The organism is Erwinia wuhanensis, assembly GCF_030484085.1.
GTDB lineage: Bacteria > Pseudomonadota > Gammaproteobacteria > Enterobacterales > Enterobacteriaceae > Erwinia > Erwinia aeris.
Window position 1 is genome coordinate 126,940 of record NZ_JAUJUH010000009.1, and the last position, 13,871, is coordinate 140,810.

Below are 13,871 nucleotides of genomic sequence, written 5' to 3' on the forward strand. Positions count from 1 at the left end.
GGTGCAGCAGAATAGGGATTAAGATGGGACTGTAGCCGAATCGCGTCGGTTCGACGATTCGGTGCTATCAATCGCAGCCCGGCAGCACCACTCAGCCAGAATACACATTAAGGTCAGGCCAGCAGCCGGCGCGCGTTCAGTAAGGCGCTAGCTGTATCAGCGTCTTCAAGTGAAATCTGCGCCTATCAGGTCAATGCGGTCGGTACAGATGGCGTCAACGCCCCAGTCCAGCAGCTCTTTTGCCCTTTCGGGTTGATTAACCGTATAAACCAGAATCCGCAGCTCCGCCGCTTTGAGCGCCGCCACTCTCTCCCGATCCAGCACCTTATGATTGAAATGTACCGAGACGCAATCCAGCCGCTGCGTCAGCTGCTGCCAGTCGTCATGCCATTCGTGCAGCAGCAACCCGCGCGGCAGCTCCGGCGCGGCCTGCATGGCGGCTTCCAGCGCTTCAAAAGAGAACGAGGAGAGCAGCGGCGCGGTCTGCCGATGCCACAGCTCGCGCGCGGCCAGCGCCACCACGCGTCCGGTTTCCGCTTCCAGACCGGTTGTGGGCTTGATTTCAATATTTGCCATCATGCCGTAAGAAGCGCAGCGCTGCGCCACCTGAGACAGCAGCGGCAGACGCTCGCCGGTGAAATCTTTGCCAAACCAGCCGCCCGCATCCAGCTGGATCAGCTTTTCCCATGGCAGCTGTCCGGCGATGCCCCAGCCGTTGCTGGTTCTGTCGAGCGTGTCGTCATGCAGCAAAAAAATTTCGCCGTCCAGCGAGAGCTTGACGTCGAACTCAATCATCTTGTGCCCCAGCCGCGCGCCGGTATCAATACCGGCGAGGGTGTTTTCCGGGGCCAGCTTGCCGCCGCCGCGATGCGCGACGATGGTCGGGTAAGGCCAGGCTTTAGCAGTCATTCGAGCCGTTGTCCGTTGTCAGTATCAAAGAAGTGTAGCGAATCAGCCGGCAGCTGTAGCCACAGCAGGCTGCCGATGGCCGGGCGCTCGATGTGCGGCAGCCGCACCACCATATTGTGGCCGCCCCAGCGCCCGTGCGCCAGGTTGTCCGCGCCCAGCATTTCCAGCGTTTCCACCGTCAGCGCCAGCCCGCTTTGCCGATCGGCCAGCTTAATATGCTCCGGGCGGATCCCCAACGTCAATCGGCGTCCGACCCACTGCGGCCTGGCCTGAGGCAGCGGCACGGCGCTGTCGCCCAGCAGCAGCCGCGTGCCGGTCGGATCGATCTCGCCTTCCAGCAGGTTCATCGCAGGCGCGCCAATAAAGCTGGCAACGAAGCGCGTAGCCGGACGCTCATAAATCTCTACCGGCGTGCCCAGCTGCTCCAGCACGCCTTTGTTCATCACCATCACCCGCTGCGCCAGCGTCATCGCCTCCACCTGATCGTGCGTCACGTACAGGCTGGTAGTCTGCAGGCGACGATGCAGCTGCTGTAGCTCCAGCCGCATCTGCACCCGCAGCCGCGCGTCCAGATTCGATAACGGCTCATCAAACAGGAAAACCGCCGGTTCGCGAACGATAGCGCGACCCATCGCCACCCGCTGCCGCTGACCGCCGGAAAGCTCGCGCGGACGACGGTGCAGCAGCGCTTCCAGCTCCAGGCTTTTCGCCGTTTCCAGCACGCGCTGGCGGATATGCGCTTTGCCCATGCCGCGAATTTTCAGCCCCCATGCCATGTTTTCTTCCACGCTCATATGGGGATAAAGCGCATAGTTCTGGAAAACCATCGCGATGCCGCGATCTTTCGGCTCCCGCTCGGTGACGCGTTCGCTGTCGATATAGATATCGCCGCTGCTGACCCTTTCCAGCCCGGCGACCATGCGCAACAGCGTCGATTTACCGCAGCCGGAAGGGCCAACCATCACCATAAACTCACCGTCGCGAATATCGACGTCAAGCGGCTGAATAATCTGGTTTTTACCGTCGTACGTTTTGGTAACGGCCTGAAATTTTACCCCTGCCATGCTATTTCTCGCTCTCTACCAGCCCGCGAACGAAAGCGCGCTGCATCACTAAAACAATCACTACCGGCGGGATCATGGTCAGCAGCATTGCGGCCATCACCAGATTCCACTGCGTGGGCGTGCCGTCGCCGGTGCCGATCATGCTGCGAATGCCCGCCACGGCGGTGCCCAAATCAACATCATTAATAATCAGCAGCGGCCAGAGATACTGGTTCCAGCCATAGATAAAGGTGATAACAAACAGCGCGGCCAGATTGGTTTTCGACAGCGGCAGCACAATGTCCCAAAAGAAGCGCATTGGCCCGGCGCCGTCGATGCGCGCCGCTTCGACCAGCTCGTCAGGCAGCGTCATAAAAAACTGGCGAAACAGGAAGGTGGCGGTGGCGGAGGCCATCAGCGGCAGCGTCAGCCCGCTATAGCTATCCAGCATCTTCAGGTCTGCAATCACTTCTACCGTCGGGAAAATGCGCACCTCGACCGGCAGCATCAGCGTGATAAAAATCATCCAGAAAAACAGGCCGCGCAGCGGAAAGCGAAACCAGACCAGCGCAAAAGCGGAGAGGATAGAAACCGAAATCTTCCCTGTGGTTATCGCCAGCGCCATCAGCGTGCTGTTAAACAGCATCCTGCCGAAAGGCGCGCTGTTCTGTCCCACGCCGTGCTGCCAGATAAAGCTCACGTTGTGCCACAGCGAACGGCCGGGGATCAGCGACATCGGTACCCGGAACACCTCGCTGTCGTTCAGCGTAGCGGCCACAAAAGCGACATAGAGCGGAAACAGCACGGTAAGCGCGCCCAGACCCAGCATGATCTGACTGAAAAGGGCCAGCCCGCGTCGGTTTTCAATCATTGGTAGCGCACCTTTTTCTCAACAAAACGGAACTGGATCACCGTCAGCCCGATGACCAACACCATCAGCACCACCGACTGTGCGGAAGAAGAAGAGAGATCCAGACCGGCAAAGCCTTCGCGATAGATTTTGTAGATAAGCGTGGTGGTGGACTGCACCGGCCCGCCGCCCGTGGCGGCATCGATCACCGGGAAAGTGTCAAAGAAGGCGTATACCAGATTGACCACCACCAGAAAGAAGCCCACCGGCGTAATCAGCGGCAGCGAGAGGTAAAAAAAACGGCGTACCGGGCCTGCGCCGTCGATAGCCGCCGCTTCGATCAGCGATTTGGGAATGGACTGAAGCGCCGCAAAAAAGAACAGGAAGTTATAGCTCATTTGCTGCCAGACGGAAGCCAGCACGACCAGCGTCATCGCCTGGCCGCTGTTTTGCGCATGGTTCCAGCTATAGCCCAGCTGCGCCAGAAAATGCGTAATCAGGCCCTGCCCCGGACTGAACAGGAACATCCACAGCACCGCCGCTACCGCAGGCGCTACTGCATAAGGCAGCAGAAACAGCGTCTGATAAAAGCGCTTCAGGCGCAGGACATGATCGGTCAGCGCGGCAAAAAACAGCGAAACGATCAGGCCGATGACCGTAACCAGGCCGCTAAAAATCAGCGTGGTTTTAAAGGAATCGAGATAGTACTCATCGTCCAGCAGCCTGGTGAAATTTTCCATGCCGACAAACGTGCTGGAAAGACCAAAAGGATCGACGCGCTGCACCGAATACCATAAGGCTTCACCAGCGGGCCACAGGAAAAAAATCAGCGTAATCAACAGCTGCGGCAACATTAATAAATAAGGCAGCCAGCGTGAACGAAAAACAGGGCGTGAAGAGGACATATAAAGCTCGATAACGGTGCGGCGCGAGGGTTTTAGCGAGGCGCTGCCGTACGCTGTATAGCACGGCAGCGCTACAGATTATGGCTTAACGGTTTGCTCAAAGCGCCTGAGCAGGAGATTGCCACGCTTCACTGCGTTATCCAGCGCGGCCTGCGGCGTTTTTTTGCCGGTCCAGACGCCTTCCAGCTCCTCATCCACGATAGTGCGGATCTGCGGCATATTGCCCAGCCGCATCCCTTTAGTGAACGGCAGCGGCGGCTTGTTCAGCATCTGACGCGTAGCGATATCGGCGCCCGGATTTTTCTCGTAGAAGCCCTGCTGACGGGTCAGCTCGTAGGCCGCCGTGGTGATCGGCAGATAGCCTGTTTTCTGGTGCCATTCGGCGGCGATTTCCGGCTGTGTCAGGAACTGCATAAACGATGCCACGCCTTTATAGGTCGCTTCATCTTTCCCTTTCATTACCCACAGGCTGGCGCCACCGATAATGGCGTTTTGTGGGGCGTTCGGCACCGTCTCGTCGTACGGCATCATGCCGACACCATAGTTAAATTTGGCATAGTGACGGATATCGGCCAGCGAGCCGGAGGATGCCGTGGTGATACCGCAGTCGCCGTTATAGAACTTGGCGGTGGATTCGTCTTTACGGCCAAAATAGGTAAAGTCGCCTTTTTTATTCATCTCTGCGAGCTGCTGAATATGGCGTACCTGGGTCAACTTATTAAATTCCAGCTCTGCATCGGTGCCGTCAAAGCCATTATTTTTTGTAGCGACCGGCAGGCCGTGCCAGGCGCTGAAGTTCTCGATCTGGATCCAGCCCTGCCAGCCGCTGGCATAGCCGCAGCTCATGCCTGCTTTACGCAGCGCTTCGGCATCTTTAGCCAGCGCCTGCCAGGTTTTCGGCGGCTGCTCCGGATCCAGACCCGCTTTTTTAAAAGCGTCCTTGTTGTAATAAAGCACCGGCGTAGAACTGTTGAAAGGCTGGGAGATCAGGTGGCCGGTTTTGGCATCGCTGTAATAGCCCGCTACCGTCGGCACAAACTGTTTTTCATCGAAGGCAATACCCGCGTTTTTAAAAACCTCGTACACCGGCACAATTGCCCGTGAAGCCATCATCGTGGCGGTGCCGACTTCATAAACCTGAAGAATGGCAGGTGCGCGGTCAGAACGCACGGCGGCGATCCCCGCAGCCAGGCTTTGCTCGTAGTTACCTTTATAGGTAGGCACTATTTTGTAATCAGGGTGCGATTGGTTAAAGCGCTGCGCCAGCGAATTGACCTCTACGCCCAGCTCGCCCTCCATCGAGTGCCAGAAAGGGATCTCGGTGACAGCCAGCGCCTGTGCGCTAAAGGCCAGCCCCAGTGCAATACATATGGTATGTCGGAAGAACAATGGCATGTCGGTTTCCTGTACCCGGTGTTGTTACGCGCAAAGCCGCGCCCTGTAACGCTTCGGCAGGTAAAATGACATGCAAAAATGACGGAAAGATAACAATGGCATGACAGCCGGATGACGGGCTGGTGACGGAGAGAAGACGGAGGTAGCGACGATAACGGCGATAACGGCGATAACGGCGATAACGGCGATAACGGCGATAACGGCGATAACGGCGATAACAGGTTATCGTTACAAATACAGCTAAGCACAGCATGAAATTCTTCTGCGCGGTTTGATTGAGGAAGTATCAAATATTCATCTCGCCTTCCTCGCTAAAAATTTTGTTAAAACCCTCACGACCATTTTTTTTATAAATGGTTAAAACCCATTTACTCAGGTCTGACTGATTGTTTAATCTTTTCTCTGGGCGATATATTTCATACTTATATTTTCCTCGATAAAAATTATATCCTCTTAGATTATGCCCGAATCCTGTTGTAATAGTCTCCCCAAAGACGCTATACTTTTTCTTTTTCCCCTTATCAACTATTTCAGCTTTAACTTTTTTGCAATCAGTCAAAACCTGGCAGTCACTATCGTTGATATATATATTATAAGCACCTCCGATAAAGTTCACCTGTTCAAACTCAACCTGCGCGTTTACAGTGCAAGGAAAGGTATAAAACAGTGCCGACATAATTATAAAAATCAACTTTATTTTCATTTTCTATTTTCCAATAAATATTTTATCCTTTGCCGATTTTCATCATCTTTTTTTAGTCGGGAGTGCGTTTTTATCAGCCTGACAACATCATTCTTGTCATTATTTGAAAAAAATCTGACCATGTCAGTACGAAGCACGCCCTGGTACTTCATATCAATAAAAACATCTTTAATTCTTTGGTCTAAATCCAACCATGAGATCGAGGCAGGCTTGCAGTACTTATTGTAAAATCTTTTTGCATCAATGATATATTCATCATAGACTGCTTCAAACAGCTTCAGTTGCTGCACTTCTGTTATCTCACCAATTTCATTTTTATGCTGTCTGACGAATTTTTCAGCCTCACAAAATTTAAGCCGGCTACCTGTAGAAATTTTTTCTGTTTTTTTCGCCTCTACCCCGGCCTTTATCAAATAACCACAGGATTCGGCTTTGGTTCTGCTGCCCATATCGAATCCGCGTCCAATCGTCACGCCCGACGCATCCCCCTGACAAGCTGAGGCATTGCCAGGCCAGTGAATAAATCTGGAATAATAACGACTTCCTCTGAAATTATCGCCTTCCGCGCGAAAAGTCAGTAGCCCTTCCTTTGGTTCCGACATAGCCTCTCCTTGTGCTTATTCGTCATTCAAATATGAACAAAAATCATACGCCTGCTTCGTGCATATCCGCAATAAATTTTCGATCAGTTCAGTATTAAGAGTCGTTAGTTATATTCGTCACCATTCCAGAAAAATGATTGATATCACTTGGATTTTAAGGATTTTACCAGATTTAATATAAGAAATTTGCGTTGTTTGTTATCCATAACTTGCCTGCCTTTGTAGTTAATAAGAGAATAGAAAAGCAGGGTATTACACAAATCTAATTACACCCTATAATAATTATCGACCAATCGTATTCGACAATTTTTTCGTGATGAACTTGACCGTTTAAAAACATCCCTGAAATAAAACCTGTGATTTATTGAAAGTCATATTTTTTATAAAAATTTATGCGTTTTTCATAAAATCTTATCATGCACTGACTATAAAGCGTATGCCATGCTGGCGAATCTATTATAACCTGATCGGCCCAGGCCTGACATTCACTTTGCATATATTTATCAAAATAGCCTTTAGCTTTTTTGGTTTTCTGAAGAAACCCATTGTAATTCAAAAAATTACTTTTATTTTTTATTATTTCATTAATAAACGTTTGGTAAGTGCGATTGTAATCCGCATTACGTTTTAACTCCAGCGCCGTAAAACAGCCCGCTATAGCGCTAACAGAGCCTTCATTAAGGCAGAATGCTATGGTACTCTCTTCTACTGTAGACGCCTGAGAAAATAGGGGCAGTGGCACAATACTCATCATAATAACAATCATCAATTTTATTTTTTTATAAAGCATTTTTTAACGCCTCCCTTCTTCTTATATATCTGTCCTTGCCATATAAATCCCCAATCGATTCAATTAATTTTAAAGCACTGCCAATATCGTTACGCTTAAAAGAGGATACATAACCAATTGTCATTGCCCCCTGATAGCGCATATCAATAAATACCTCTTTTAAAACCGGATGTAGCTCCCGCCAGGCTACCGCATTAGCGCCCTTATATTTATTATAAAAACGCTTAGCTTTATTAGTATATTCAGGGTAAACAGCTTCAAACAGCATCAGCTGCTGTAATTCGGTTATCTCACCAATTTCATTTTTATGCTGTCTGACAAATTTTTCAGCCTGACAAAATTTAAGCCGGCTACCTGTAGAAATTTTTTCTGCTTTTTTCGCCTCTACCCCGGCCTTTATCAAATAACCACAGGATTCGGCTTTGGTTCTGCTGCCCATATCGAATCCGCGTCCAATCGTCACGCCCGACGCATCCCCCTGACAAGCTGAGGCATTGCCAGGCCAGTGAATAACTCTGGAATAATAACGACTTCCTCTGAAATTATTGCCTTCCGCGCGAAAAGTCAGTAGCCCTTCCTTTGGTTCCGACATAGCCTCTCCTTGTGCTTGTTTTCCATTCACTACTGCACAAAAATCATACTCCTACTACGTAGCTATCTGCAATATTTTAAGGCGGCATTTTCTAAGGTTACGCAGCGTTGGCTTGAAAAATAAATACAGAAAACTTCAGAAAGAGAATAAGCGGGAGAACATTTTAATAACGTGGAAAATAAGCAGACTATTAATTAAAAAGTACCGGAAATAATAAAGGGGCCGGTAAACCAGCCCCGTAATCTCAGCCGCCCAGATAGGCGCTGCGTACCGCTTCGTTAGCCAATAGCGCCTCGCCGCTGTCGCTCAGCACCACGTGGCCGTTCTCCAGCACGTAACCGCGATCGGCCAGTTTCAGCGCCTGATTGGCGTTTTGTTCCACCAGGAAGATGGTCATTCCCTCCTGACGTAGCTGCTCGATGGTGTCGAAGATCTGCTGAATAATGATCGGCGCCAGCCCCAGCGACGGCTCGTCCAGCAGCAGCAGGCGCGGCTGGCTCATCAGCGCGCGGCCAATCGCCAGCATCTGCTGTTCGCCACCGGACATGGTGCCCGCACGCTGCACGCGGCGTTCATAAAGTCGCGGAAAAAGCTCGTAGACGCGCCTGATACGTGACTGATACTGCTGACGATCGGCAAAAAAACCACCCATCGCCAGGTTCTCATCTACCGTCATGCGGGAAAAGACCCGGCGGCCTTCCGGCACGATGGCTATCGCCTCGCGCATAATGCGCGCCGTTTGCCAGTCGGTAATATCCTTGCCGTCAAAAACCACCCGTCCCTGAGTCGCACGCGGTTCTCCGCAGAGCGTACCCAGAATGGTGGTTTTCCCCGCGCCGTTAGCCCCAATCAACGTAACGATTTCGCCCTGATTGATATGCAGACTGACGCTGTGCAATGCCTGGATTTTTCCATAGTGCGCGCTGACGTTTTCCAGAGAAAGCATAGCCATTTTATGCTTCTCCCAGATAAGCGCGGATCACGTCCGGGTTGTTGCGGATCTCTTCCGGCGTGCCGTTTGCCAGCGGCGTGCCCTGATTGACCACATAGATGCGATCGGAAATGCCCATGACCAGTTTCATATCGTGTTCAATCAACAGTACCGACACCTTGTGTTCGTTGCGCAGCTCGGCGATCAGCTCGTCCAGCTCCAGCGTCTCTTTGGGGTTCAGGCCCGCCGCCGGTTCATCCAGCATCAGGATTTGCGGGCGCGTAACCATACAGCGGGCGATTTCCAGGCGACGCTGCTGACCGTAGGCCAGATTGCCCGCCTGACGGTTAGCGAGCGTCAGTAATCCTACGCGATCCAGCCAGCTGGCCGCCCGGTCCAGCGCTTCGCTTTCCGCTTTACGGAAGCCCGGCGTTTTCAGCAGTCCGGCAAACACGCCGCTTTTCAGATGTTGATGCTGCGCTACCAGCAGGTTTTCAATCACCGTCATTTCACGGAACAGGCGAACGTGCTGGAAAGTGCGCACGATACCCATCCGCGCGATCTCCTGCCCCGCCAGGCCCGCCAGCTGGCGCTCGCCCAGCCTGATACTGCCGCCCGTCGGCCGGTAAAAACCGGTCAGGCAGTTAAATACCGTAGTCTTACCCGCGCCGTTGGGGCCAATCAGCGAGACGATCTCCTGCTCTCGCAGCTCCAGCTCGACGTTGTTGACCGCGAGCAGGCCGCCAAAGCGCATCATCAGGCCGTTTACGGCCAATAAAGGCTTCATGGCTGCTCTCCTTTTTTCACGCTTTTTAACTTCAGGTGCGGACGCTGCATCGGCAGCAGGCCCTGCGGTCGCCAGATCATCATCAGCACCATCAGGCCGCCCAGCACCAGCATGCTGTATTCATTCAGATCGCGCATCAGCTCGCGTGAAACCACCAGCAGCACGGCAGCGAGGATCACGGCGAACTGCGACCCCATGCCGCCTAACACCACGATAGCCAGCACAAAGGCCGATTCGGCGAAGGTAAAAGACTCCGGGCTGACAAAGCCCTGCCGCGCAGCGAACAGACTCCCCGCGAAACCAGCAAAAGCGGCGCTGATGGTAAAGGCGGTGAGCTTGATGCGCGTCGGGCTGAGGCCCAGCGAACGACAGGCGATTTCATCCTCGCGCAGCGCTTCCCAGGCGCGACCCAGCGGCATTCTCAGCAGCCGGTTGATCACAAACAGCGTCAGCACAACCAGCAGCAGCGCCACCATATAGAGAAAGATAATGCGGTCACTGGGATCGTATTTCAGGTTAAAGAAATGGTGGAAGGTGTCCCAGCCGCCGTCGCGCACGCTGCGGTTAAACTCCAGACCGAAAAACGACGGTTTCGGGATCTGGCTGATGCCGTTTGGCCCACCGGTGATCTCGGTGTTGTTCAGCAGCAGAATACGGACGATTTCGCCAAAGCCCAGCGTGACTATCGCCAGGTAATCACCGCGCAGGCGCAGTACCGGAAAACCCAGCAGCAGGCCGAACAGCGCGGCCACGATGCCCGCCAGCGGCAAACATTCCCAGAAGCCCAGACCGAAGTAGTGATTAAGCAGCGCAAAGGTGTAGGCGCCGATGGCGTAAAAGCCGCCGTAGCCCAGCACCAGCAGGCCGGAAAGCCCGACCACCACGTTCAGTCCCAGGCCCAGCATTACATAAATCAGGGTCAGCGTGGCGATATCGACCGTGCCGCGAGACACCATAAAAGGCCAGGCCGCAGCGGCGACGATCAGCAGCAGCAAAAAGAGTTTCTGCTTTGGCGTGGAGCCGTCAATGCCCGGCAGCACCAGCGAAGGCGCGGAAATTTTCTTTAGCCCGCGCTGAAAAACCGGCCGCAGCAGCTGAAAGAAAAAGACCACGGCGCAGCCGAGGGCGATCCAGTTCCAGCGCACGCTGCCGGCGTTGTTAACCACCAGATGCGTGCCGTCCAGGCTAAGGCGCATCCCCATAAAGAACGCGGCCAGCACCACCAGCATCAGCGCGGAAACAGAGGCATTAAGCAGGTTTTTCATACCTTTTCTACCTCCGGACGGCCCAGAATACCGGTTGGCATTACCAGCAGCACAACGATCAGCAGCGCAAAAGAAACCACGTCTTTATATTCAGTGCTGAGGTAGGCGGAGGTCAGCGCTTCGGCAATGCCCAGGATCAGGCCGCCCAGCATCGCGCCGGGAATGCTGCCTATGCCGCCCAGCACGGCCGCGGTGAACGCTTTCATCCCGGCCATAAAGCCGATGTAAGGATTGATGACGCCGTAGAACTGGCCCAGCAGAACGCCCGCTACCGCCGCCATTGCCGCGCCGATCACAAAGGTCAGCGAGATCACGCGATCCGTGTTAATGCCCAGCAGGCTGGCCATTTTCAGATCTTCGGCGCAGGCGCGGCAGGCGCGACCCATGCGCGAGTAGCGAATAAACAGCGTCAGGGCCAGCATAGCGACAAAGGTCACCACCCAAATCACTACCTGCATAGTGGAGATGGTGGCGGCAAAACCGTTACTGACGCCCAGCGTCCACTGCCCGCTGACCAGGCCCGGCAGGGCCAGATCGCGCGAGCCCTGAGTCAGGCTGACGTAGTTTTGTAGAAAAATAGACATACCGATGGCGGATATCAACGCGATCAGCCGCTTGGAGGAACGCACGGGCTTATAGGCCACGCGTTCGATGCTCCAGCCATAGGCGCTGGCGATAACGATAGCCACCAGAAAACCGGCGCCGATCAACAGCCAGCTGGCATCAATGCCCATCATCATCAGCGCGGCAATGACGATAAAAGAGACGTAGCTGCCGATCATATACACTTCGCCGTGAGCGAAGTTGATCATGCCGATGATGCCGTACACCATGGTGTAGCCGATGGCGATCAGCGCATAGGTGCTGCCCAACGTGACGCCGTTGAACATCTGCTGCAGGAAATAGAGAAACTGCTCGGACATAAAGAATACCTTACTGCTATCCGCCCAGGCGGAAAGAGAGATGCTTTAACAACACGGGCGGAAAGCAGTCCGTTATCGGGGCCGATCCGGCACCCCGATATTTCCACCCCTTCAAACCCTGGTAAGCAATGATGCGGGCAGCCCGTGAAGCATCGCGCTACGGACGTCAGCGTATGACGTCCGCTATTATTATTTTACCGCGGTAGAAGAGCCGTCGGCATGCCAGGTGAAGATGCCGAACTCAAAGCCTTTCAGATCGCCTTTGGCGTCCCAGCTTAAGTCACCCATTACCGTTGGCACCGGCGCGCCCTCTTTCAGGTTTTTAGCAATCTCTTCCGGCTCGGCGCTTTTGCTGCGCTCCATGCCGGTGGTTAAAGCCTGTAGCGCGGCATAGGTCGTCCAGACAAACGGGCCGGTTGGATCAAGCTTTTTCGCTTTCAGCGCATCGACAACGGGTTGGTTAGTCGGCACCTGATCGTAACGTTTCGGCAGCGTAACCAGCATGCCTTCGGAAGCCGCGCCGGCGATATTAGAGAGCGAAGCGTTGCCTACGCCTTCTGGCCCCATAAAACGGGTTTGCAGCCCGGCCGCGCGTGACTGGCGCAGGATCTGCCCCATTTCCGGGTAGTAGCCGCCAAAATAGACAAAATCGACGTTCTCTTTTTTCAGGCGCGCCACCAGCGTGGAGAAGTCTTTATCGCCTGCGGTCACGCCTTCAAACATCACCACGTTGCCACCCGATTTTTTCAGGCTCGCCTGCACGGAGCGCGCCAGCCCTTCGCCGTACTGCTGTTTATCGTGGATCACGGCGATACGCTGCGGTTTGATTTGTTCAAGAATATATTTCGCCGCGGTCGGGCCCTGATCGGAGTCCAGGCCCGTGGTGCGCATAATCATTTTATAGCCACGGGTCGTCAGGTCGGCGTTGGTGGCCGCCGGAGTAATCATCAGTACGCCTTCGTCTTCATAGATATCGGAAGCGGGCTGGGTGGAAGAAGAGCAAAGGTGGCCGATAACGTAGCGAATACCGTCGTTGATAACTTTGTTAGCGACCGCAACCGCCTGTTTGGGATCGCAGGCGTCGTCATACTGCACGCCGACCAGTTTATTGCCGTTGACGCCGCCTTTGGCATTGATATCGGCAATAGCCTGTTTCGCGCCGGTGAACTCCATATCGCCATATTGCGCGACCGGGCCAGACATAGCGCCAACGATGGCTACTTTAATGTCTTCTGCGGCGGCGGCATGACTGAGCGCCAACGCCATGCAGCCTGCTAAAAACGCGCTACCTTTCATTTTCATCCTGACTACCCCATCTTGTGTTTGCTGTTTTTTATACTGCTCCCGTCGATAAACGCCATAAGAAGAACAGGTTAACGCGGGATACAGCCATTTTTATTAATAAGACTATAAATTTCAGGTTATTAAACAGGAATTTTCTTCTGTAAATCAACTGACTTCATGTGATATTACCGCCAGCTTTAGCATAAATGACTGGTACAAATGCGGGCTGTTTGGGCATTCAGCCAGCGGGTTATTCTGCATTCATCGCATTAACTCAGCGTTTATCTTTAACTTTAAACGCCACCCTGACAGATTGCTTTGTTTTTATACAAAAAAAGTTACGCGCCTCTTCACGTCCGTTTTCGCTACAATCTGCCTCTCACGTCGGCACGGTAACTTTTTATGAAACTGACTATTCTCAGGCTGCAACGCTTAAGCGCTCAGGATCTTGTGGATCTGAGCAAAATCTGGCCGCAAGACGATCCGGCAGATCTGGAAAACAGGCTGGACGATCGTCATCGGCTCTATGCGGCAAAGTTCAACGATCGGCTACTGGCGGCGGTGAAAGTGACGCTGAATGAAGCGCAGGGCGAGCTGAAGGATTTTATGGTGCGGGAAGTCACCAGAAGGCGCGGCGTCGGCAGCTATCTGCTGGAAGAAGTGCTGGCGCAAAACGCGGCCGTAACACGCTGGAGGATGGCGAAGACGGGTGACGAAGGGCTTTCGACTTTTATGCGCAAGCAAGGATTTATCGCCGACGCAGACGGCTGGGTTTGGCAGCGGGCTTAGGCAGCAAGAGCCGCTTCAGGTATAAGGCCTCGGGCTGTAAAGTCCGGGTCAGGATTCAGGCCTCGGGCTGTAAAGTCCGGGCCTGGGGTCAGGATTCAGGCCC

At 53.5% G+C, this 13,871-nt stretch carries 15 protein-coding genes; 1 reads left to right on the top strand and 14 read right to left on the bottom strand.

What is annotated here, in order from left to right:
- Positions 1 to 165: 165 nt before the first annotated feature.
- The 14 genes from ugpQ to QZH36_RS19555 all read right to left on the bottom strand — a co-directional run bounded on the left by ugpQ (position 166) and on the right by QZH36_RS19555 (position 12,997).
- Positions 166 to 909 (bottom strand): glycerophosphodiester phosphodiesterase, encoded by a 744-nt coding sequence (gene ugpQ / locus QZH36_RS19490; RefSeq protein WP_253457528.1) that lies wholly within the window; start codon positions 907 to 909, stop codon positions 166 to 168.
- Complete coding sequence (locus QZH36_RS19495; protein WP_301730918.1) at positions 906 to 1,973, bottom strand: sn-glycerol-3-phosphate import ATP-binding protein UgpC; 1,068 nt, start codon at positions 1,971 to 1,973, stop codon at positions 906 to 908. The genes ugpQ and QZH36_RS19495 overlap by 4 nt, the downstream gene beginning before the upstream one ends.
- 1 nt (position 1,974) lies before the next feature.
- A complete protein-coding gene (gene ugpE / locus QZH36_RS19500; protein ID WP_253457522.1) occupies positions 1,975 to 2,823 on the bottom strand; it encodes a sn-glycerol-3-phosphate ABC transporter permease UgpE in 849 nt (282 codons plus the stop codon).
- Complete coding sequence (gene ugpA / locus QZH36_RS19505) at positions 2,820 to 3,707, bottom strand: sn-glycerol-3-phosphate ABC transporter permease UgpA (RefSeq protein ID WP_301730919.1); 888 nt, start codon at positions 3,705 to 3,707, stop codon at positions 2,820 to 2,822. Before ugpA ends, ugpE begins: the two co-directional genes overlap by 4 nt.
- Before the next feature lie 78 nt (positions 3,708 to 3,785).
- Complete coding sequence (gene ugpB, locus QZH36_RS19510; RefSeq protein WP_301730920.1) at positions 3,786 to 5,102, bottom strand: sn-glycerol-3-phosphate ABC transporter substrate-binding protein UgpB; 1,317 nt, start codon at positions 5,100 to 5,102, stop codon at positions 3,786 to 3,788.
- 286 nt (positions 5,103 to 5,388) lie between these two features.
- Complete coding sequence (locus tag QZH36_RS19515) at positions 5,389 to 5,805, bottom strand: hypothetical protein (RefSeq protein WP_301730921.1); 417 nt, start codon at positions 5,803 to 5,805, stop codon at positions 5,389 to 5,391.
- A complete protein-coding gene (locus QZH36_RS19520) occupies positions 5,802 to 6,407 on the bottom strand; it encodes a pesticin C-terminus-like muramidase (RefSeq protein WP_301730922.1) in 606 nt (201 codons plus the stop codon). Before QZH36_RS19520 ends, QZH36_RS19515 begins: the two co-directional genes overlap by 4 nt.
- Positions 6,408 to 6,768: 361 nt before the next feature.
- A complete protein-coding gene (locus QZH36_RS19525; RefSeq protein WP_301730923.1) occupies positions 6,769 to 7,197 on the bottom strand; it encodes a hypothetical protein in 429 nt (142 codons plus the stop codon).
- Positions 7,187 to 7,789 (bottom strand): DUF8812 domain-containing protein, encoded by a 603-nt coding sequence (locus QZH36_RS19530; RefSeq protein ID WP_301730924.1) that lies wholly within the window; start codon positions 7,787 to 7,789, stop codon positions 7,187 to 7,189. Before QZH36_RS19530 ends, QZH36_RS19525 begins: the two co-directional genes overlap by 11 nt.
- Before the next feature lie 244 nt (positions 7,790 to 8,033).
- Complete coding sequence (gene livF, locus QZH36_RS19535) at positions 8,034 to 8,741, bottom strand: high-affinity branched-chain amino acid ABC transporter ATP-binding protein LivF (protein ID WP_253457502.1); 708 nt, start codon at positions 8,739 to 8,741, stop codon at positions 8,034 to 8,036.
- Position 8,742: 1 nt separating this feature from the next.
- Positions 8,743 to 9,507, bottom strand: coding sequence for a high-affinity branched-chain amino acid ABC transporter ATP-binding protein LivG (gene livG, locus QZH36_RS19540; RefSeq protein ID WP_253457500.1), 765 nt, complete (start codon positions 9,505 to 9,507; stop codon positions 8,743 to 8,745).
- On the bottom strand, positions 9,504 to 10,772 hold the full coding sequence (locus QZH36_RS19545; RefSeq protein WP_253457497.1) for a high-affinity branched-chain amino acid ABC transporter permease LivM: 1,269 nt from the start codon (positions 10,770 to 10,772) through the stop codon (positions 9,504 to 9,506). Before QZH36_RS19545 ends, livG begins: the two co-directional genes overlap by 4 nt.
- A complete protein-coding gene (gene livH, locus QZH36_RS19550; protein ID WP_125289933.1) occupies positions 10,769 to 11,695 on the bottom strand; it encodes a high-affinity branched-chain amino acid ABC transporter permease LivH in 927 nt (308 codons plus the stop codon). The genes QZH36_RS19545 and livH overlap by 4 nt, the downstream gene beginning before the upstream one ends.
- 189 nt (positions 11,696 to 11,884) lie before the next feature.
- Positions 11,885 to 12,997, bottom strand: a complete 1,113-nt coding sequence (locus QZH36_RS19555) for a branched-chain amino acid ABC transporter substrate-binding protein (protein ID WP_253457494.1) — start codon at positions 12,995 to 12,997, stop codon at positions 11,885 to 11,887.
- A gap of 384 nt (positions 12,998 to 13,381) precedes the next feature.
- Between QZH36_RS19555 and panM the strand changes: the two genes are divergently transcribed.
- Positions 13,382 to 13,768, top strand: coding sequence for an aspartate 1-decarboxylase autocleavage activator PanM (panM, locus tag QZH36_RS19560; protein ID WP_253457491.1), 387 nt, complete (start codon positions 13,382 to 13,384; stop codon positions 13,766 to 13,768).
- Positions 13,769 to 13,871 lie beyond the last annotated feature (103 nt).